Annotated in this window: 19 protein-coding genes; 5 read left to right on the top strand and 14 right to left on the bottom strand. The window is 57.5% G+C overall.

The features are described from left to right. Positions 1–200 precede the first annotated feature (200 nt). The 5 genes from idnR to KCG39_RS24400 form a co-directional block, all read right to left on the bottom strand. The gene (idnR, locus tag KCG39_RS24420; RefSeq protein ID WP_142467929.1) at positions 201–1,193 is read right to left on the bottom strand and encodes a DNA-binding transcriptional regulator IdnR; all 993 of its coding nucleotides are present in this window, start codon (positions 1,191–1,193) and stop codon (positions 201–203) included. Positions 1,194–1,259: 66 nt separating this feature from the next. Continuing rightward, a complete protein-coding gene (locus tag KCG39_RS24415; RefSeq protein WP_004129603.1) occupies positions 1,260–2,546 on the bottom strand; it encodes an MFS transporter in 1,287 nt (428 codons plus the stop codon). A gap of 94 nt (positions 2,547–2,640) precedes the next feature. Continuing rightward, positions 2,641–3,405 (bottom strand): gluconate 5-dehydrogenase, encoded by a 765-nt coding sequence (idnO, locus tag KCG39_RS24410; RefSeq protein WP_049113309.1) that lies wholly within the window; start codon positions 3,403–3,405, stop codon positions 2,641–2,643. A gap of 178 nt (positions 3,406–3,583) precedes the next feature. Then, positions 3,584–4,783, bottom strand: a complete 1,200-nt coding sequence (locus tag KCG39_RS24405) for a multidrug efflux MFS transporter (RefSeq protein WP_142467930.1) — start codon at positions 4,781–4,783, stop codon at positions 3,584–3,586. Between the two features lie 169 nt (positions 4,784–4,952). Next, positions 4,953–5,636 (bottom strand): extensin-like domain-containing protein, encoded by a 684-nt coding sequence (locus tag KCG39_RS24400; protein ID WP_004129584.1) that lies wholly within the window; start codon positions 5,634–5,636, stop codon positions 4,953–4,955. Positions 5,637–5,737: 101 nt separating this feature from the next. Here KCG39_RS24400 and ddlA point away from each other — a divergent pair, with 101 nt between their 5' ends. Continuing rightward, positions 5,738–6,835 carry a D-alanine--D-alanine ligase gene (gene ddlA / locus KCG39_RS24395; protein ID WP_087828328.1) on the top strand — a complete coding sequence of 366 codons (1,098 nt, stop codon included), beginning with the start codon at positions 5,738–5,740 and terminating at the stop codon, positions 6,833–6,835. A gap of 222 nt (positions 6,836–7,057) precedes the next feature. Here the strand turns inward: ddlA and KCG39_RS24390 are convergent, their stop codons facing one another. Continuing rightward, a complete protein-coding gene (locus tag KCG39_RS24390; RefSeq protein ID WP_004129579.1) occupies positions 7,058–7,261 on the bottom strand; it encodes a DUF2754 family protein in 204 nt (67 codons plus the stop codon). Between the two features lie 255 nt (positions 7,262–7,516). On the opposite strand from KCG39_RS24390, the gene KCG39_RS24385 reads away from it, so the two are divergent. Continuing rightward, positions 7,517–7,819 (top strand): DUF2755 family protein, encoded by a 303-nt coding sequence (locus KCG39_RS24385; RefSeq protein ID WP_004129576.1) that lies wholly within the window; start codon positions 7,517–7,519, stop codon positions 7,817–7,819. Here the strand turns inward: KCG39_RS24385 and KCG39_RS24380 are convergent. The 3 genes from KCG39_RS24380 to KCG39_RS24370 form a co-directional block, all read right to left on the bottom strand. Beyond that, positions 7,816–8,922 (bottom strand): DUF1615 domain-containing protein, encoded by a 1,107-nt coding sequence (locus KCG39_RS24380; protein ID WP_142467931.1) that lies wholly within the window; start codon positions 8,920–8,922, stop codon positions 7,816–7,818. The genes KCG39_RS24385 and KCG39_RS24380 overlap by 4 nt on opposite strands. Before the next feature lie 18 nt (positions 8,923–8,940). Continuing rightward, positions 8,941–10,161, bottom strand: a complete 1,221-nt coding sequence (gene sbmA / locus KCG39_RS24375; protein ID WP_049115907.1) for a peptide antibiotic transporter SbmA — start codon at positions 10,159–10,161, stop codon at positions 8,941–8,943. Positions 10,162–10,278: 117 nt separating this feature from the next. Beyond that, on the bottom strand, positions 10,279–10,791 hold the full coding sequence (locus KCG39_RS24370) for a cysteine hydrolase family protein (RefSeq protein ID WP_185910494.1): 513 nt from the start codon (positions 10,789–10,791) through the stop codon (positions 10,279–10,281). Between the two features lie 221 nt (positions 10,792–11,012). Here KCG39_RS24370 and ampH point away from each other — a divergent pair, with 221 nt between their 5' ends. Then, positions 11,013–12,173: a D-alanyl-D-alanine-carboxypeptidase/endopeptidase AmpH gene (gene ampH / locus KCG39_RS24365; protein ID WP_032742055.1), complete on the top strand. Its 1,161-nt coding sequence runs from the start codon at positions 11,013–11,015 to the stop codon at positions 12,171–12,173. Positions 12,174–12,279: 106 nt separating this feature from the next. Then, complete coding sequence (hemB, locus tag KCG39_RS24360; RefSeq protein WP_004129564.1) at positions 12,280–13,254, top strand: porphobilinogen synthase; 975 nt, start codon at positions 12,280–12,282, stop codon at positions 13,252–13,254. A gap of 111 nt (positions 13,255–13,365) precedes the next feature. Here hemB and KCG39_RS24355 read toward each other — a convergent pair whose 3' ends face one another. Then, positions 13,366–13,857, bottom strand: coding sequence for an REP-associated tyrosine transposase (locus KCG39_RS24355; RefSeq protein ID WP_004129560.1), 492 nt, complete (start codon positions 13,855–13,857; stop codon positions 13,366–13,368). A 243-nt stretch (positions 13,858–14,100) separates the two neighbouring features. On the opposite strand from KCG39_RS24355, the gene olsF reads away from it, so the two are divergent. Further along, entirely contained in the window at positions 14,101–15,819 is a 1,719-nt protein-coding gene (olsF, locus tag KCG39_RS24350) for a bifunctional ornithine lipid synthase OlsF (RefSeq protein ID WP_049112617.1), read from the top strand. Positions 15,820–15,982: 163 nt separating this feature from the next. Here the strand turns inward: olsF and tauD are convergent, their stop codons facing one another. From tauD to tauA, 4 genes are read right to left on the bottom strand one after another with little or no spacing between them, the layout of a single operon-like run. Further along, complete coding sequence (gene tauD / locus KCG39_RS24345; RefSeq protein WP_112165864.1) at positions 15,983–16,834, bottom strand: taurine dioxygenase; 852 nt, start codon at positions 16,832–16,834, stop codon at positions 15,983–15,985. Next, positions 16,831–17,658, bottom strand: a complete 828-nt coding sequence (gene tauC / locus KCG39_RS24340; protein WP_004129553.1) for a taurine ABC transporter permease TauC — start codon at positions 17,656–17,658, stop codon at positions 16,831–16,833. Before tauC ends, tauD begins: the two co-directional genes overlap by 4 nt. Beyond that, positions 17,655–18,422, bottom strand: coding sequence for a taurine ABC transporter ATP-binding subunit (gene tauB / locus KCG39_RS24335; protein ID WP_142467942.1), 768 nt, complete (start codon positions 18,420–18,422; stop codon positions 17,655–17,657). The genes tauC and tauB overlap by 4 nt, the downstream gene beginning before the upstream one ends. Before the next feature lie 12 nt (positions 18,423–18,434). After that, positions 18,435–19,397 (bottom strand): taurine ABC transporter substrate-binding protein, encoded by a 963-nt coding sequence (gene tauA, locus KCG39_RS24330; protein ID WP_142467934.1) that lies wholly within the window; start codon positions 19,395–19,397, stop codon positions 18,435–18,437. Between the last annotated feature and the right edge of the window lie 170 nt (positions 19,398–19,567).

Genomic DNA, 19,567 nt, shown 5'->3' with positions numbered 1-19,567 from the left:
CGTAGTCTGCTATTTATGTCATAGATTAGCCGTCGGTTTCCACCATTATTTTTTAAAAAGGATCGACACGTCAATGAATAACAAGCGAAACGTTTTGCTCATTGCCAATCCCCCAGGAATTTACTCACGAGGGATTAATAAGCGTCATAACCAAAATTAACAAATAAGAATAAAATGGAATATCGCTATTCTATCGATAACTATAACGTATCGCCATAATATATCTGGTAGGCCAGATTAACGCTGTCCGGTGCGTCTTTACCGGCCAGGCGCGCAATAAGTATTTCGCTCGAGGTTTTACCGATGTCATAACGTGGGGTAATGACGCTGGCTATTTTTTGTAACCGCGCCCGGCCAATTTCGAGGCCGTGAAAACCGGCAATGGCAATCTCCTGCGGGACGGCTTTCCCCTGCGCCTGGCACTCGAGCAGTACGCCCACCGCCAGGTCGTCGTTGGTACAAAAAATGGCGTCGATATCCGGGCGCGACTGCTGCATCTGCAGAAACATCTGCCGACCAAGCGCAACCGAGGAGATCGTCTTCGGCGCCATGTGATACGCCTTCAGACCGTGCTCCGCCAGCGCCAGTTCAGTGCCGTGAAAACGGCTTAAATCGCGGGGATCGTCCATGGAGCCAAAAAAGGCGATCGCCCGTTTTCCGCTCTCAAGAAAAGCGTGGGTCATGTCCCACGCCGCCTTTTCGTTATCGAAGCCCACCTGGATATCCAGTTGCTGACCGCCAAAGTCCATCAGTTCAGCGACGGGAATACCGCTGGCGCGCACGTACTGCACCATGCGATCGCTGTGCTGCTTGCCGGTCAAAATCAGCCCGTCGATGTTATAAGAGAGCAGGTTGAGCACCTCGCGCTCTTCGCGCTGCGGGTCATATTCATAGTTGGCAATCAGGGTCTGGTACTGATGCGCGGAAGTCACCGACTCAATGCCGGCCAGCACATCGGCAAAAATCTGGTTGCGAAAGGAAGGAATAAGCACGCCAATCGTTTTGCTGCGGGCGTTAAGCAGGATTTCCGGTGCCCGGTTAGGGATATAGTTGTTTTCTTCCATAACCTTTGAAATCAGCTCGCGGCTGCGCTCAGAAACCTGGCCGGGGTCGCGTAAATAACGGCTGACCGTCATTTTATTCAACCCCGCCAGATTAGCGATATCCTGCAATGTCATCCGGTTGTTTTTCATCAGGTTCTCTACGACAAACGACTTATGTGCTCGCAGAGAACCTTACCACAGCAGCGGCGGTTTATGTTAGCCGACAACCCTTTTTGCCACCGCCGGGGAAGAAGATTGCGGGTTAGCACGCACGTTGAACATCAGCACAACGGACGACAACAGCGCGACGGCCATAAAGGTATAGGATACCCCCGGCCCGCCGGTGATACCGTTCAGATACCCCACCAGCCACGCGCCAAGGAAAGCGCCGAGTGCGCCGAAGCTATTAATTAGCCCCATCGATACGCCGGAAACGTTGCGCGGCAGCAGTTCAGGAATAAGCGCGAAGAACGGCCCGTAGGGCGCATACATGCAGGCCGCAGCAATAACCAGCAGCGCGTAGGATAACCAGAACGCCTGGTTGCCCACCATCCACGAGCCAAAGAAGGCGATAGCGGCAATCAGCAACAGCGGCCAGATAAACAATTTACGATTCTGGAACTTATCCGACAGCCAGGAGACCGTCAGCATCAGGATAATCGCCGCCAGGTACGGCGCCGCCGCCAGCCAGCCCACCGCCACGATATCCATCTGCGCGGCGTTTTTCAGAATCGACGGCATCCACATCATGAAGCCGTATACGCCGATGCTCCACAGCGCATGCACGGCGCAGAGCATAATCACATTGCGCGAGCGCAGCGCTTCACCGTAGTTGCGCACCGGCTTGATATGACTCTGCTCGCTGTCCATCACCTTCTGCAGGGTCTCTTTTTCCTGCGCGTTCAGCCAGGAAACCTCGGACGGTTTATCGCGCACCAGTATCCACCAGCATATCGCCCACAGTACCGCCGGAATGCCTTCAATGATGAACATTTCGCGCCAGCCCCACGCCTGAATCAGATAGCCGGAAACGATAGACATCCACAGCACCGTCACCGGGTTCCCGAGGATCAGAAAAGTATTGGCGCGTGAACGCTCGGTTTTAGTAAACCAGTTGCTGATATAAATCAGCATCGCCGGCATCACCGCCGCCTCAACCACACCAAGCGTAAAGCGAATCGCCATCAGCATCGGAATATTGCTGACGAACCCGGTAGCCGCCGCGCAGAATCCCCATAAAATAAGACTAAAGAAAATCATTTTTCGCACGCTGCGTTTTACCGCATATATCGCGCCGGGAACCTGAAAAAAGAAATAACCGAGAAAAAATAATGCGCCAATCAGCGACGCCGTTCCTTTCGTAATACCTAAATCACTTTCGATTCCCGCCGCAGCGGCAAAACCATAATTCGCGCGATCAAGGTAGGCCAGACTATAGGTAATAAATATAATCGGCATTAAATACCACCAGCGACGCGCGGGTAATTTCGCGAGCATATGCATAAGCAATCCTCAGATATTAATATCTTCACACGGGTTAAATACGCCGTCCTTCAGGCAGTACGGGCACGCTGCTGCCTGAAGGAGGCGAAGTGATTCAGACAGCGGCGAGCATTCCGCCGTCCACAAACAGCAAATGACCGTTAACAAAGTTTGCCGCCGACGAAGCCAGATACACCGCGGCGCCAATCAGCTCTTCCGGTTTTCCCCAGCGCGCCGCCGGCGTGCGCTGATACAGCCAGGCGGAAAACGCCTCATCGTTGACCAGGGCGGTCGTCATCTCGGTGGCAAAATATCCCGGCGCGATACCGTTAACCTGAATATTATATTCGGCCAGCTCAACGCACATACCGCGGGTAAGCATTTTAACCGCCCCTTTTGAGGCCGCATAAGGCGTAATTGTTTTACGTCCCAGCTCGCTCTGCATCGAACAAATATTAATTATTTTTCCCGCGCGGCGGCTCATCATATATTTCGCCACCTGCTGCGATACCAGAAAAACGCCTTTCTGGTTGACCTCAATAACGTTGTCCCACTCCTCCTCCGGAAATTCGGTAAAAGGGAAACGCCGCTGGATCCCGGCATTATTAATTAAAATATCAATGGCGCCGACCTCCTCTTCGATGCGGGCTATCGCCTGCTCGACCTGCGCCGCCTGGGTGACGTCAAAGGCGACCCCTACCGCGCGAAAGCCCTGCGCCACCAGCACCTGCGCCGCCTGGTCCGCTCTTTCCTGCGTCCGGTCGTTAATGATTATCTCCGCGCCGTACTCGGCGAGGCCGCCGGCCAACAGATGGCCTATCCCCTGAGCGGAGCCGGTGATCAGAGCGCGTTTCCCTGACAAATCGAATAAATTTCGCATATAACCTCTTTTTCAATAACTGTTACGCGTAACTGTATACGCGTAACAGTTAAGAATAGAAGAGGATGAGAAGGGAAAATGATCGTTTTGTGATCGGTGATACATTTGAAGATTAAGGAATACAAAGGCCGGCATTGACGCTGTGATGCAAATACCGGCCAGGCAGAAGAAGAAGGGATTACGCCGCGGTACGGCGGCTGCGGCGCAGCATGATGGCCAGCTGCCAGATATTGATCAGCACAATAATCGCCGTGGCGATAAACACCCAGCGGAAACCGGCCATGGCCGAGACCGACGCGCCGATCAGCGGCCCGGCTACGTTGCCGAGATACATAAATGACTGATTATAACCGAAAATACGCCCGGTGACGCTGTCGCTGCAGTACTTGAGCAGAAGCGTTTGCGCCGCCGGCAGCATCGCCCCATCGGCAAAACCGAGCAGAAAGCGCAGGACGCCAAGCTGGAATGGGGTCGTAACGAACGACATGGCAAAGAACATCACTACCGCGCAGCACAACGTCGCCAGCAGAATTCGCGAGGTGCCGATTCTGTCGCCCAGTTTCCCCAGACGGGGCGCCGAAATCAGCGCCGACACGCCCGGCACGGCGGCGATCATCCCCGCGAGAAAGGCGATATTATTGCTATCCGGCGCCATCGACTTGATAAACAGGGCCAGAATCGGGCCGATTGATCCGTTGCAAAGCTGAATCACCAGGGTGGTGAAAAACAGGCTGATCACCAGCCCCGGATAGGGCAGCGAGGCAAACACCGCCTTACCGCTCAGCCGCTCCGCCTTGCTGACCTGCGGACGGGCGCCCTCTTTAATCAGAAATAGCGTCACCAGGAAGCTTACGGTCAGCAAAATCGCGGTGATGATAAATACGGCGCGCAAACCGACGTGATCGGCCAGGAAACCGCCGAGCAGCGGCCCGCCAATCACGCCGCTGATCTGCGCCGTCGATAGCGTGCTCAGCGCCCAGCCGCTACGCTCGCGCGGAACCTGAGACGCCACCAGCGCCATGGCGTTGGGAATATAGCCGGAAGTCAGTCCCATCACCGCGCGCAGGATAAACAGCTGCCAGACGTTGGTGGCGAACGCCTGAAGTAAAATGGCGATGGCCATGCCCAGCGAGGCGCGCAGCAGCATCAGCTTGCGCCCTTTGCGGTCGGCGAGGCTCCCCCACATCGGCGAGACAATCGCCGACACCAGAAAAGTGACGCTAAAGGTCAGCCCCGACCACATGGATAACGCTTCATGCGAGGTCACGCCCAGTTGGGAAACGTACAGCGGCAAAAAGGGGAGAATTTGGCTGATAGCCAGTCCGGTAAAAAAACAGCCAAACCAGACGGAGATAAGATTAACCTTCCAGGATTCCATAACTACGCGTATTCATTAGTTTTTCGACAATTATTATCTAGCTTAGCAATTTCCCTCATCCGACGTACTACCAGAGGTGCGCTGGCAGAGAGTTTGGTGTTTTATGACATGTGATTTCGTTATGACGAACAATTTCGTGGTGAAAAGCGCGTAAGACAGCGAGATATGCTCAGAAACAGAATCCCTGGCCGCGCATGCCGAGGTGAAAATGGTTGGCGTGAGCCGCGTTGTAGTCCGGCCCTAAAGCGTTACCGTAATAGCCGCAGCCGCCGGTCAGTAACGCCTGCAGCCAGGGGTGATACTGCGCATCGGGCCACCCTTTCAGCACGCTGATGCGGCGGCCATCGGCCAAACGAAAGCCGCTGATATCCAGCGCCTCCGCGGTAGCGTGTTCGCTGCGCCGCGCGTTCTGGCGATGGTAAATATTGCGGCAGGCATAGCTGCCAAAATGGTCAACCTGGCGGAGTTCCTGCCCCAGCATCCGGTGGGTCAGCGGTTTCGCCTGCTGTTGTAGATACAGCGCGCTGCTCAACGCCAGCGGGCAGCTGGCGAGGAAGCTGCTGCTGAGCTTTACCGCGCCAAAATCGCGTACCCGAACCACGTTTTGCAGCGGGCACTCTCCCCCGCTATCGGCCACCGGCTGGCTGGTGATGAGATTTCGCTGATTCGCTTCTTTCAGCAGGCCGGCGCACTGCGCGGGGGTCAGTCGCCGCAGCTTATAGTGGGTGATGAACCCCGGCGGATCCTCCAGGCGCAGCGGCGCCAGCGGGTTATAGTGCGCCGGAAGATAACGATAGCCGTAATATCCGGCCGCCAGCAGCGCCAACAGAACGATAAGCCCTTTTCCTTTCACGCGCTGCCTCCCAATGCTTTACCCGGTGAATATTATGGCAGCCAGGCGGCTGTTTCACATGCTATGTTATGCCCTTTGATGTAATCATGATGGAAGTTGAAATGGCTAAGATGAGGGTTGGGATCGTTTTCGGCGGTAAGTCGGCAGAACATGAAGTATCGCTACAGTCAGCGAAAAATATCGTGGAAGCGATCGATAAAACGCGCTTCGACGTCGTTTTACTGGGGATTGATAAGCAGGGGCAATGGCATATCAACGACGCCAGCAACTATCTGCTCAATCCGCAGGACCCCGCCCATATTGCCCTGCGCCCGTCCGATATTACGCTGGCGCAAATTCCCGGACGCGAAGCGCAGCAGCTGATTAACGCCGATAGCGGCCAGCCGCTGGCGGCCATTGACGTGATCTTCCCAATTGTTCACGGCACCCTTGGGGAAGATGGTTCTCTGCAGGGCATGCTGCGGATGGCCAACCTGCCCTTCGTCGGTTCCGACGTCCTCGGCTCAGCCGCCTGCATGGACAAAGACGTCACCAAACGTCTGCTGCGCGATGCCGGGCTGTCGATTGCGCCTTTTATTACCCTGACCCGCGCCAACCGTCATCAGGTGAGTTTTGCCGACGTGCAGGCGAAGCTAGGCCTGCCGCTATTTGTTAAACCGGCGAACCAGGGTTCCTCGGTAGGCGTCAGCAAGGTCAACAACGAAGAGCAGTATCAGCAGGCGGTCGCACTGGCCTTCGAATTTGACCATAAAGTGGTGGTTGAGCAGGGGATTAAAGGGCGCGAGATCGAGTGTGCGGTGCTGGGCAATGATAATCCGCAGGCCAGCACCTGTGGCGAAATCGTCCTCAACAGCGAATTTTACGCCTACGATACCAAGTACATTGACGATCAGGGGGCGAAGGTGGTGGTTCCAGCGGCCATTGACAGCGAAGTCAACGATAAAATTCGCCAGATCGCCGTTCGCGCCTACCAGACCCTCGGCTGCAGCGGCATGGCGCGCGTCGATGTCTTCCTGACCGCCGATAACGACGTGGTGATTAATGAAATCAACACCCTGCCGGGCTTCACCAATATCAGTATGTACCCGAAGCTGTGGCAGGCCAGCGGTCTGGACTACACCAGCCTGATTAGCCGCTTGATTGAACTGGCGCTGGAGCGTCACGCCGCCGATCGCGCGCTGAAAACATCGATGAATTAATCCCGGTAACGGGTTCACCGTCGTCTGCCGGCGGTAGCCCGGGTAAGGCGTTTACACCGCGATCCGGGGAGTGTGCGGGGTTGATGTATCAGCTCGCCACACTCCACGGCTCGCGCTGCGCTTAGCCGGGCTACGGGTTCACCAGGGCCTGCGGTCGGGTAGCCCGGACAGGCGCGCCAGCGCCGCCGCCGGGAAAGCACATCTCACGCGGCCTCTCTCACTTTACACTTCCTCTGCCGGGCGGCGGCGAATAATAAACCCGGCGATCCAGAAGCTAATCACCCACGTCACCAGCCCAACCGCGTAAGAACGCCAGCCTTCGGTTTCATAGCCGAGCAGCCCGACCACGCCATTCATAATAAAAATTAACCCCAGCGCAACCGCGTAGTAGTGCCAATCGCGGCGAATTTTTTCAGTGAGCTTCATAACCACTCCGACAACAAAAAAAGCATCTTCGCATAGCCGCCACCACGGGTCTGTAGCTGCGTTGAGAATTGTCGCACATTGCGATATCGGTCTAAATTTCACAAATTTGTAGCAAACTCACAACCCGATGAAATCAGGAATATTCCTGGACGGAAATTACCAGCAATCTGATACTGAGATATCTCCTTCGTTGCCAGAATAAACCTCTATGTAGCCGTGGAAAAAACGGCAGGCAGGTGAAGTATGGAGGTCAATATGGCAGAGTTCACCTTTGCAAAGACCGTCAACGGCGGCAAAAAGAGGGGCTCTATCACCAGCAGCAACATCGCTTACGCTCTGTTTGTGCTGTTTTGCTTCTGGGCCGGTGCGCAAATGCTGAGTATGCTGATCCACGCGCCGGGAGTGTTTGAGCATCTGATTCAAATGCAGGACAGCAGCCGCCCGCGGGTCGAGATTAGCCTGACGGTCGGTACCCTGTTCGGGCTAATTCCCTTTCTGGCAGGCTGCGTATTAATTGGTATACCAGGGCTGATTTTCCGCTGGCGCAGCCGCCGCTAACGGCGCGCCATACAGCTGGCCCGCCGGTCATCAACGCGTTTAGCAAACCAGGCGGTCGTCAGATTACGGGTGATTTTCGGGCTCTCAAGCTGAATGCCCGGCAGCACTTCCCGCGGTAGCGTTTTACCGGCTTTTTTATCGGCAATACGAAACACCTGCTTATAAAGATCGCTCTCTTCAAACGCCAGGGTATCGCCCTTCTTTAACTGACGATGGATATCGTCATCGCTCATCGCCAGCTGCGAGGATAACCGGCGCACCGCCAGTTCGGTGGTTCCGGCCTCGTCGCTATCGTAGCGAATCAAATCGCCATCCAGCGCCAGCTTCACGCCCGTCGCTTTAGCGACGGCGTTCTGGAACGCGGCGTTGCGGCTGGCGTACCATCCGGCGTTGAAATCAGCAAAACGGTACAGCGGCACGCTGTAGTTCGCCGGATAGTTCAACAGATGGTAAGTGCCAAACCACAGGCCGCCGCGCAGGCTGAACACCTCCTGGCGCACGGTACCGTCGATTTTCCACGGATAGCCGTCGGTATGCTGCTCGGCGAAGGCGATGCTGACCTGCATCGGGCCGCCGGTATGCACCGGGTTCAGAGAGCCGAATAGCTTCTGCCCCATCGGCACCATACCGATAAAATCATCGAAAATCGCGCTCAGCTGCTTTTCGGTTTTCACGCTATCGAGGCGTTCGCTATAGCTTTTGCCGTTAGGCGATTTGATTTTCAGCGCGGTATGCACCAGAAAAACCGGGATGTGCATTTTCTCCGCCCGGCGGTCTATCTCCTGCCAGGCGATTTTATTCAGCCCCGGCACCGCCGGGTCGGCCTGATAGTTGGACTCCTGCTGCGCCACCGCCAGCACCGAACAGACGTTCTCTTCCGTCGGTGCCAGCTTCTGGCTGGCAAACGTTTTGGCGATGGCCTGCGCCCAGGCCTCGTGATCTTTCACGCTGGCGGGCATTTTCTGCCGCACCACCGCGGCAACATCAATCGCCTTTTCCCCCTTTTTCAACTCCGGCTCCGGCTTGCTGGAACAGGCGCTGAGAACCATCCCGGCCACTAGCGTCAGGGTGAGCGAAACGAAACGAGATGATGCTACGGCCATATTTCTTCCTTGCGATGGTTAACTTAATGTTTGGGTCATTTCCAGCAGCTCTTTGCCATCCAGTTCGCGTTCAAAGCTGCGCAGACGTTTATAGATGGACATCAGCTCAACCAGCGTAGTCCAGGAGCTAATCAGATACTGGAACGAACCGCGTACCTGGCCAAAGACGTTGGTTATCTGGGTCATCAGGCCCAGCGTAATCGTACCGGCAACAATCGACGGAAACAGCAGGAACAAACCGAAAACGTTATCCACCTGCAGATAAAGAATACGGGCGATATTGAAATACATGTAGTGGAAATAGAGGCGGAAATAGTTGCGGCGCACGGCGCCAAAGAGCTCACGCACCGTCGGCGGCGTCGCGCGGTTGGCGTCATCCTCGCCGTACACCAGCTCTTTACGATAGGCGGCCTCGACGCGCTGGTTTTTAAACTCCAGCCCGGGCAGCTTGATCCCCACCACCGCCAGCAGGCCGGTGCCCATTAACGACCAGACGATAGCGGCAATCACCAGACCGTAAGGCAGGTGGCCGACAATCGGTAAATCCGGGACGTGCGCGGAGAGCGTCACCAGCACCGGCAGGAAGGCGATAAGCGTCATCACCGCGTTAAGGAAGCTGACGCCCATGCTCTCCAGGGTGGAAGCAAAGCGCATAGTATCTTCCTGCACACGCTGCGCGGCGCCTTCGATATGGCGCAGATGCTGCCAGTGCGCCATATAGTGTTCGTTCATGGCGGTACGCCAGCGGAAAACGTAGTGACTGACGAAGAAGTTGTTCATCACCCCGATAATCACCGCGATAAGCGCGATACCGAGAAAGATGCCAATCTCCTGATAAAACTGGTTAATGCTGACCTTATGTGGCGTCGCCAGCGCGGCCTGAATAAGATCGTAGAACGGGGCGTACCAGGCGTTGATCGCCACCCCGACCTCCACCAGAAACCAGGTGACGAAAATAATCAGCGAGGTACCGAGGATCGACCAGTATTGCCAACGGTGGGGGCTGTAGATAAACCAAAAAAGGGCGAAAACGCCCACGCAGAATATGTAGAACGCGTAGAACACCAGGTAATTGAGCGACCAAAAGCGCGCCGCGCTAATCGCCACATCCTGGGATGCGCCGGTGACCCGCAGCAGCCAGTCGCCGCCGCCCGCCTGCCAAAAGATCACCGCCAGCAGCGACCAGATAAAGGCAGAAATAAAAAACGGCCCCGGTTTGGGGAAAAAGGATTTAAACATCATGCTCTCCTGCTAACTTCTTTCTCGTTTTGCTGTGCTGTGTACCACAAAAACGCCCGCCGCAAAGTCGTCGCAGCGAAGCAAAGTGGGCGGATGATGAGACCGGATATCAGCGGCTTAGTTCGCCGACCATCCGTTCAGAATTGTTTCTGTCGATTTCACCTGTAAAGGATTGCCCGGAACGGTCAGCGTACGCCACACCTCGTTGTAGTGAGCGATCAGGGTGACGGCCTGCGCCGCCGGGCGGTTGGCGGTAGTATGGGCATCTTCAGCGACGGTAATCGCATAGCCCCGGCTGGCGCCGTTTTTGATGGTGGTATCTACGCAGTAGTCGGTGGCGCAGCCGCAAATGACAAATTGCGTGATGTGATGCTCGCGCAGCACCGCTTCCAGGCGGGTGCGGTAAAAGGCATCGCAGGCGGTCTTGGTCACAAACAGTGCGCCAGCGGGTTGATGCAGTTCGGGCAGCAACGCAAAACCTTCGCTCCCCTCCTCCAGACCACCCTCTTCGCAGTGCTGGATGAAGATAACGGTATCCGCGGCATCTATCAGGCGGTTAATTTGCGCCGCGCAGCGCTCGCGATCAATACGCGGCGTCGCGAAAACGCCGTTTTGCATATCCACTACCATCACTACCCGTTTCGCCGCCATCGTCTCTTGCCACCCATCTTAAGCCAAAACGATCATCATACGCGCCCGCAGGCGAAAGCCGCTATCCGAAAGCTTAAAAAAGGTTTTTTTACGCCAGGTTACGTTTTTCCGCACAGAATGGCGTTATTAGCGCTTTGCTCGGCGGCGCTTCGTAGTATAAATACGCTCTATATTTTTCTTCACCATGATGGATGCCCCCGTTGAAACGTAGTCTGCTCATTTTTGCTGCGCTGTGCGCGGCGTCGTTGACATCGGCCCAGGCCGCGCAGCCGAGCGTCGACCCGGAATTCGCTGCGGATGTTGTCGACCGTTACGCTAACCATATCTATTACGGCAGCGGCGCGATCGGTATGGCGCTGGTGGTTATCGATGGTAACCAGCGCGTATTCCGCAGCTTCGGCGAAACGCGCCCGGGCAATAATGAGCACCCGCAGCTCGATTCAGTGATTCGCATCGCCTCCCTGAGCAAGCTGATGACCAGCGAAATGTTGGTCAAACTTCTCGACCAGGGCGTGGTGAAGCTCAACGATCCGCTGAGCAAATACGCCCCGCCGGGCGCGCGAGTGCCGACATACCAGGGAGCACCCATCACGCTGGTGAATCTGGCGACGCACACCAGCGCCCTGCCGCGCGAACAGCCCGGCGGCGCGGCGCATCGTCCGGTGTTCGTCTGGCCGACGCGCCAGCAGCGCTGGAACTGGCTCTCCACGGCAACGTTAAAAACCGCGCCGGGTTCGCAGGCCGCCTATTCCAATCTGGCGTTCGATTTACTGGCCGATGCGCTCTCTACCGCCGCAGGCAAGCCCTGGCCGCAGCTGTTTGAAGAGCAGATCACCCGCCCGCTGGGGATGAAAGACACCACCTTTACGCCTTCTCCCGATCAGTGCCGGCGCCTGATGATCCCGGAGAAAGGGGCCAGCCCGTGCAACAATACCCTGGCGGCCATCGGCAGCGGCGGCGTTTACTCCACGCCTGGCGATATGATGCGCTGGATGCAGCAGTTCCTCTCTTCCGATTTCTTCACCCGCGGGCAGCAGGCGGACCGGATGCAGACGCTGATTTATCAACGCAGCCAGCTGACGAAGGTGATCGGGATGGACGTGCCGGGCAAAGCCGATGCGCTGGGCCTCGGCTGGGTCTACATGAAGCCGAAGAACGGCCAGCCGGGCATTATTCAGAAAACCGGCGGCGGCGGCGGTTTTATCACCTACATGGCGATGAACCCGCAGGCTAACGTCGGCGCCTTCGTGGTGGTGACCCGCTCTTCATTGACGCGTTTCAACAACATGAGCGATGGGATCAACGAGCTGGTCAGCGAATTAAGCGGCGACCGTCCCGGGATTGAAACCGCCAGCCAGTAGCCTTGTGGGATGTTTTGCCGACGATAGATAAGGATCGTTTTGGCGAAACATCCCGCCGCCAATTGAGGTAAACTCGCTTTTTTCATTTCACAAAATCAGGCAAACCATGACAGATTTAATTACTCGCCCACGCCGCCTGCGCAAGTCCGCTTCGCTACGCGCCATGTTTGAAGAGACAACACTGAGTTTGAACGACCTGGTGTTGCCGATCTTTGTTGAAGAAGAAATCGACGATTACAAAGCCATCGAAGCCATGCCCGGCGTGATGCGTATTCCGGAAAGACACCTGGCGCGCGAAATCGAGCGCATTGCCAACGCCGGTATCCGTTCGGTGATGACCTTCGGGATTTCCCATCATACCGATGCCGTTGGCAGCGATACCTGGAATGAAAACGGCCTGGTGGCGCGCATGTCCCGTATCTGTAAAGAGACGGTGCCGGAGATGATCGTGATGTCCGACACCTGCTTCTGCGAATACACCTCCCACGGCCACTGCGGCGTGCTGTGCGACCACGGCGTCGATAACGATTTAACCCTTGCCAACCTCGGTAAGCAGGCGGTGGTCGCCGCTGCCGCTGGCGCGGATTTTATCGCCCCTTCCGCGGCGATGGATGGCCAGGTGCAGGCCATTCGCCAGGCGCTGGACGCCGCCGGATTTACCGATACGGCGATTATGTCCTACTCCACCAAGTTCGCTTCATCGTTCTACGGCCCGTTCCGCGAAGCCGCGGGTACCGCGCTGAAAGGCGATCGTAAAACCTATCAGATGAGCCCGATGAACCGCCGCGAAGCGATTCGCGAATCGCTGCTGGACGAAGCACAGGGCGCCGATTGCCTGATGGTCAAACCGGCCGGTCCGTATCTCGATATCCTGCGCGATCTGCGCGAGCGCACCGACCTGCCGCTCGGCGCGTACCAGGTGAGCGGTGAATACGCGATGATTAAATTCGCCGCCCAGGCCGGCGCTATTGATGAAGAGAAAGTGGTGCTGGAAAGCCTCGGCGCGATCAAACGCGCCGGCGCGGATCTGATCTTCAGCTACTTCGCTCTCGATCTGGCCGAAAAGAAAATCCTGCGTTAATTCGGCTCTTACCGTTCCCCGGTCGCGGCTATACGACCGGGCTACAGGCTCACAGCTATCTGTGGGTTGGTAGCCCGGACAGGCGCAGCGCGCCGCCTCCGGGAAATCATTTTAACAACGCTCGCCGCACAATAATTCCTTCACCTCCCCACCCCAATCAACAGGATACAAACTACGGCTTACATCGCGATGAAAGGTTGAATAGGGCCAATCCCGTACCTGCCTTACCCACCCGTGCTTAACCGGATTGATATAAATATAATCAACATGGCTTCGGTAATCCTTCTGGTTGCGAATGGCGTGTTCCCAATATCTCGGTTGCCACACGTCATGCGCGCCTGTTAAACCTGAAAAATGCTTTTTAATTGCTCTCCAGCGCGATGGAAAATCGCTGTCGTTGTCAGGTAAGGTCCAGACGCAATGAAGGTGTTCGGGGAGCACCACCCAAGCATCAATATGAAAAGGTTTCTGTTTGTGGACTATTGCCACCGCCTGTCGTAACGCATCAATATGCTGAACCAGAAATCGACTCTCTCTGTCGCGTAAATTGACGGTAAAAAACCAGCTCCCACCCTTGAGGTAATAACGACGATAATCGACCATCGGATGCTCCCTGCCGAAGATATTTGCCTGTTCCCCAGGTTAAAAGAGGGAGAGACCGAAAGGCAAGAAACCGGAGATCAATCTGGAAAAGCGTTCGCAACTTTTCACCTGTGGCCTTCCCGGAGGCGGCGCTACGCGCCTGTCCGGGCTACCCACTCCCGCCAATCCCAAATCTTCACTCAACTGTAATCTGAGCGACATCTGCGCCTTCTACTGTCTGGGCAGGACGGAGGAGGTGCCGCTATGTTTAGTCTCGACAATGTTATCGATGACCTGTGGCCTCAGGCAAAGCCAGCCCCCTGGCAGAAAAAGGTGCTGAAAAAGCTCCTGCATGAGGAAGAGTTTCAGCAGTTTGCCGCGCGTCATCATCACCTGAAAGGACTGGATACGGTCGAACAGGTGCTCGAACATCTTAATATCCGCTGTGCTATCCCGGCGCACGATCTCGAACAAATCCCCGAATATGGCCCGCTGGTCATTATCGCCAACCACCCCACCGGTACGCTTGACGGCCTGGCCCTGCTCTACGCGGTGTCCCGCGTGCGCCGCGACGTTAAAGTGGTCACCAACCGCATGCTGACCCACCTTGAACCGCTGAGCTCGCTGTTTATTCCGGTCGATAATATCAATGGCCGAACCGCCAAAGCGGCGCTGCAGCAGATGGACCAGCAGCTGCAAAACGGCGGCGTGCTGATTTTCTTCCCGGCGGGTGAAGTTTCACGCCTCACCCGGCGCGGCATTCGCGATAAAAAATGGCACTCTGGGTTTATTAAGCTGGCGGCGAAATATCGCGCCCCGCTGCTGCCGGCGTGGATCCGCGCGCGCAACAGCGCGCTGTTTTACGCCAGCACGCTGATTTCCGATAGCCTGCCGCTGCTGCTGCTGATGCAACAAATGTTTCGTCGCCGCAACGGCAGCCTGCCGGTTAATTTCGGCCAACAGATTGCCTGGTCAAGCTGGTTCGATCCCCAGCGCTCTACGCGCGAGCTGACCGAGCGCTGCTATCACCATCTGGAACTGCTTGGAAAAGGCATGCCGGGCGTATTTACAAGCGAAAGCGCTATTGCCCGTCCCGAAGACCGCGCCCTGCTCAAGCGCGAACTGGGTCGGGCGGAAACCCTGGGGCGCACGGCGGATGGCAAAGTGATTTATCTCTGGCAGCGCCGCGACCAGGAAGATGCGCCGATACTGCGCGAACTGGGTCGCCTGCGGGAAATCGCCTTTCGCGCGGTGGGGGAAGGCAGCGGCAAACGACGCGACGTTGACGGCTATGACGACGACTATCTGCATCTGATTCTGTGGGATGAGGAAGATCTTGAGATCGTCGGCGCTTACCGTTTTATGCCAACCGCAATGCAGCTGGCAAAGCGCGGACTGACAGGTATCTACAGCTATAGCCTGTTTCATTACGACGCGCGGATGGACGATATTCTGCAACACGGCATTGAGCTGGGGCGCAGCTTTATCCAGCCGCGCTACTGGGGCCGCCGCGGGCTGGACTACCTGTGGTCCGGCATCGGCGCGTATCTGGCGCGCTATCCGCACTATCGCTATCTGTTCGGCCCGGTGTCGATTTCCGGCGGGCTGCCGCCGTCGGCGCGCGATCTGCTGGTCGCGTTCTATCGACTGTGGTTCCCGGCGACGCATCCGCTGGCGGAGTCGCGCCGCCCTTATCCGGCCTCGCTGCCCGATGTGCTGGCGCAGTTTGGCGGAGAAGATTACAACGACGACCTGGCGCGGCTGAAGTCTCTGCTCGGCAACCTCGGCTGCGCGATCCCGCCGCTGTATAAGCAGTATTCGGAAGTCTGCGAGCCGGGCGGCGTACAGTTTATCGATTTTGGCAGCGACCCGGATTTCAACAACTGCGTGGATGGGCTAGTGTTGGTGGACTTGACCTATCTGAAGGCCAACCGCTATCAGCGCTATATTGGGGTACATCTGGACGCGCAAAAATCGGCATAAAAGCCTTTCCCGGCTTGCGGCGCATTGCGTCTTAGCCGGGCTACGGGTTTACAGCTTTCTGCGGACCGGTAGCCCGGACAAGGCGCGTTAAGCGCCGCCTCCGGGAAGCCACGTGCAATACCGCTTCCTATGTTCTCCACGGCGCGCGGCCGGGCTACAAGCATTACCCCGCCCGGTAATAGGGTTTATCCCCGAGAATCGTCGCCCGGTGCATAATGCGCCGCTGCGGCAGGTAATCGGCGTTGGCGTAGTGCTGGGTGACGCGGTTATCCCAAATCGCCACATCGTTCGGCTGCCAGCGCCAGCGTACCTGGAAGTCCGGTTTGGTGACGTGGGCAAACAGGAAGCTCAGCAGCGCCTCGCTCTCTTTCTCCGTCACGTCGACGATGCGGGTCGTAAAGCCCTCATTGACAAACAGCGCCTGCTTCCCGGTCACCGGATGGGTGCGCACCACCGGATGCAGCAGCGGTGGATTTTTCGCCACCGCCTCTAGCCAGCGCTGATGCTCCTCTTCGTTTTTGCGATACTTATACTCCTGAAACGATTTGCGAAAATCATGCTCCGCGCGCAGGCCGCTTAACAGCTGGCGCAAGGGCGCGGAGAGCGCCTCATACGCGGCAATGCCGCTGGTCCACAGGGTATCGCCGCCGGTTGAAGGCAGCTCTTTTGCCGCGAGTATCGCCCCGGCGGGCGGCGTTTCAATAAAGGTAACATCGGTGTGCCAGTTATCGTTATCCGGCGGGTTATCGTCGTGGGTATCGAGCACGATAATCTCATCCACGCCGGGCGCGTGCGGATAGACCGGATGAATATGCAGGTCGCCAAAGCGCAGGGCGAGATCGCGCTGCTGCTCGGGAGTGATGTTCTGCTCGCGCAGGAACACCACCTGATGGCGCAGCACCGCGTGATACAGCTGTTCAAACTGGTTGTCGCTCAGCGGGCGGGTGATGTCGACGCCGGATACCTGCGCGCCAATATACGGCCCCAGCGGGGTGATACTTAAACGTTCGCTCATTGTACTTCTCCATGCCAGGGGGTCAGGCGACGCTGCAGCGCGCGCAGCCCCAGTTCCAGTAAAAAGGCGATGATGGCAATCACCGCGATGCCGGCCAGCACCACGTCGGTGGCGAGGAATTCACCGGCGGACTGCACCATAAAACCTAACCCGCGGGTAGCGGCAATCAGCTCCGCGGCCACCAGCGTCGACCAGCCCACGCCAAGCCCGATGCGCAGTCCGGTGAGGATCTCCGGCAGCGCGCCGGGCAGGATCACCAGCCACAGTACCTGCGCTTTACTGGCGCCTAAAGCTTGCGCGGCGCGAATACGCACCTGCTGGGCGCTCTTCACGCCCGCCAGCGCCGACATCGCCACCGGCGCGAATATCGCCAGGTAGATCAGCAGGATCTTGGAGGTCTCGCCGATACCGAACCAGATCACCATCAGCGGTAAATAGGCCAGCGGCGGCACCGGGCGATAAAGCTCGATCAGCGGGTCGAGGATCCCGCGTACCGTGGGGCTCAGCCCCATGGCGATCCCTACCGGTACGCCGAGCAGCACCGCTGCCAGCAGCGCGATAACGATACGCGTCAGGCTCGCCGCCAGATGCTGCCAGAGGGTGGCGTCCATAAAGCCCTGCGGACCGGCAATAGCGATCAGTTTCTGCAATACCTGTCCCGGCGGCGGCAGAAACAGCGGGCTAATCAGCTGCAGGGCGGCAACGGCCCACCAGATAGCCAGCAGTACCGCCAGGGTCGCCACGCTCAGACTGAGCTGACGCGAGAGCGGCCAGCGCCACTTCAGTCCCCGCTGACGCGGTTTGTCATTAATGACCACGCTCATGAGAAAGCCTCCCGTTGTTCAAACACCCGGCTGAGGACGTATTCACGCTGTTCGATAAACCGCGCGTCCGATTTAATGCTGCGGCAGGATTCCCCGGCGACGAAGCGGCGGCCAAAATCGAGCGGCAGCCGTTCGAGCACGCGCCCCGGCCCCGGCGAGAGCAGTACCAGTTCGGTGGCCATAAACACCGCCTCTTCGATATCGTGGGTGATCAGCAGTACCTTCTTACCGGTCTCATGCCACAGGCTAAGCAACAGGGTTTGCATCTGCTCGCGGGTAAAGGCATCCAGCGCGCCAAAGGGCTCGTCGAGCAGCAGCACCTGCGGATTTGCCGCCAGCGCGCGGGCAATGCCTACCCGCTGACGCTGGCCGCCGGAGAGCTGCCAGATAAAGCGTTTCTCCGCCCCTTCAAGGCCCACTTTTTTCAGCATCCGCGCGGCGGTTGCCCGGCGCTGCGTTTTGTCGACCCCGGCCAGCTGCAGCCCGAGCGCGACGTTATCCTGCACGTTGCGCCACGGCAGCAGCCCTTCGTGCTGAAACACCACGCCGCGATCGGCGCCCGGCCCTTCAACCCGCCGGCCTTCGAGGGTGATGCTGCCGTGCTGATAAGGCACGAATCCGGCAATCAGGTTCAGCAGCGTGGTTTTACCGCAGCCGGAGGGCCCCAGGACCACCAGCAGTTCGCCGCTGTCCAGCGTCAGGTTGATATCCGCCAGCGCCGGTTTACCGCCGTAATCGGCGGAAAGATGCGAGATTTGCAGCATCATGACCTCCTTTTACTTCACAAAACGGTCGGTGACATACTGGCTGTAGTCGCTGCCGGCGGCGGGCACTTTGCCCTGCTCTTTAAGGAACTTCGCGGTATCGATGATGGCTTTATTCACCGGCCCGTTCAGCTCCTGCGCCTGCTGGGCGGCGGTCAGGTAGGTATTGCCTTTCACCAGCCCCGGCACGTCGGCTTCCGGTACGCCGCTTAAGCGCGCCAGCTTGCTGATGTTTTCCGGCTGCTTCAGCCATTCGTCCGGGTTAGCGATATAGGGCTGCTGCGCGTCAATGGCGCTTTTCGCGAAGGCTTTGACGATGTCAGGATGCTTTTCGGCAAAGTCTTTGCGTACTACCCACACGTCCAGCGTCGGCGCGCCCCACTTGCCCACCTGCGACGAGTCGGTGAGAACCGTGCCATCTTTTTCCAGCGCGTTAACCGCTGGCGCCCAGACGTAGGCACCGTCAATGTCACCGCGCTGCCAGGCGGCGATAATCGCCGGCGGCTGCAGGTTAAGGATCTGTACCTGGCCCGGTTTAATCCCCCAGTGTTTCAGCGCCGACAGCAGGCTGTAGTGGGTGGTGGAGATAAAAGGAACGGCGATGCGTTTGCCGATCAGGTCCTGCGGTTTGGTGATGCTCTTCTTCACCACCAGCGCTTCGGAGTTACCGAGCTTTGAAGCCAGCAGAAACACCTCAATCGGCACCTGCTGGGTGGCGGCGACCGCCAGCGGGCTGGAACCGAGGTTGCCGATCTGGACGTCACCGGAAGCCAGCGCCCGCACGATGCTCGCGCCGCTGTCAAACTTGCGCCAGTCGACGGTCGCCCCGCTGGCTTTAGCGAAGGTGTTGTCCGCCTGGGCGACTTTCGCCGGCTCAGCGGAGGTCTGATACGCCACGGTAACGTTGACCGCCTGGGCCTGAAATGCCGCCAGCGCCAGCGCGGCAATGAGTGTGATACGCGATGATAGTGCCATAGTGTCTGCTTCCCATAGTTGTTATGGGTGCAGTATTTCCGGCGCGATGCGTTTGATGAAGTAATTAAAAATTCTTGCTAAGAACAAAGCGTTTTTAGAAAAAAATCGGCAATGCTTATACACAAAATCATTCATGCTGCATCGAGGCGGCAAGGTTGTTCGTCCCCGGG

This window comes from Klebsiella pasteurii (assembly GCF_018139045.1).
In the GTDB taxonomy this organism is placed as follows: Bacteria; Pseudomonadota; Gammaproteobacteria; order Enterobacterales; family Enterobacteriaceae; genus Klebsiella; species Klebsiella grimontii.
This window is presented reverse-complemented; position numbering and strand designations above follow the sequence as displayed.

What these genes read in the sequence shown, in the direction of transcription:
- idnR (WP_142467929.1), bottom strand. Translation starts at nt 1,193, where the DNA reads ATGAAAAACAACCGGATGACATTGCAGGATATCGCTAATCTGGCGGGG.
- KCG39_RS24415 (WP_004129603.1), bottom strand. Translation starts at nt 2,546, where the DNA reads ATGCATATGCTCGCGAAATTACCCGCGCGTCGCTGGTGGTATTTAATG.
- idnO (WP_049113309.1), bottom strand. Translation starts at nt 3,405, where the DNA reads ATGCGAAATTTATTCGATTTGTCAGGGAAACGCGCTCTGATCACCGGC.
- KCG39_RS24405 (WP_142467930.1), bottom strand. Translation starts at nt 4,783, where the DNA reads ATGGAATCCTGGAAGGTTAATCTTATCTCCGTCTGGTTTGGCTGTTTT.
- ddlA (WP_087828328.1), top strand. Translation starts at nt 5,738, where the DNA reads ATGGCTAAGATGAGGGTTGGGATCGTTTTCGGCGGTAAGTCGGCAGAA.
- KCG39_RS24390 (WP_004129579.1), bottom strand. Translation starts at nt 7,261, where the DNA reads ATGAAGCTCACTGAAAAAATTCGCCGCGATTGGCACTACTACGCGGTT.
- KCG39_RS24385 (WP_004129576.1), top strand. Translation starts at nt 7,517, where the DNA reads ATGGCAGAGTTCACCTTTGCAAAGACCGTCAACGGCGGCAAAAAGAGG.
- KCG39_RS24380 (WP_142467931.1), bottom strand. Translation starts at nt 8,922, where the DNA reads ATGGCCGTAGCATCATCTCGTTTCGTTTCGCTCACCCTGACGCTAGTG.
- sbmA (WP_049115907.1), bottom strand. Translation starts at nt 10,161, where the DNA reads ATGTTTAAATCCTTTTTCCCCAAACCGGGGCCGTTTTTTATTTCTGCC.
- KCG39_RS24370 (WP_185910494.1), bottom strand. Translation starts at nt 10,791, where the DNA reads ATGGTAGTGGATATGCAAAACGGCGTTTTCGCGACGCCGCGTATTGAT.
- hemB (WP_004129564.1), top strand. Translation starts at nt 12,280, where the DNA reads ATGACAGATTTAATTACTCGCCCACGCCGCCTGCGCAAGTCCGCTTCG.
- KCG39_RS24355 (WP_004129560.1), bottom strand. Translation starts at nt 13,857, where the DNA reads ATGGTCGATTATCGTCGTTATTACCTCAAGGGTGGGAGCTGGTTTTTT.
- olsF (WP_049112617.1), top strand. Translation starts at nt 14,101, where the DNA reads ATGTTTAGTCTCGACAATGTTATCGATGACCTGTGGCCTCAGGCAAAG.
- tauD (WP_112165864.1), bottom strand. Translation starts at nt 16,834, where the DNA reads ATGAGCGAACGTTTAAGTATCACCCCGCTGGGGCCGTATATTGGCGCG.
- tauC (WP_004129553.1), bottom strand. Translation starts at nt 17,658, where the DNA reads ATGAGCGTGGTCATTAATGACAAACCGCGTCAGCGGGGACTGAAGTGG.
- tauB (WP_142467942.1), bottom strand. Translation starts at nt 18,422, where the DNA reads ATGCTGCAAATCTCGCATCTTTCCGCCGATTACGGCGGTAAACCGGCG.
- tauA (WP_142467934.1), bottom strand. Translation starts at nt 19,397, where the DNA reads ATGGCACTATCATCGCGTATCACACTCATTGCCGCGCTGGCGCTGGCG.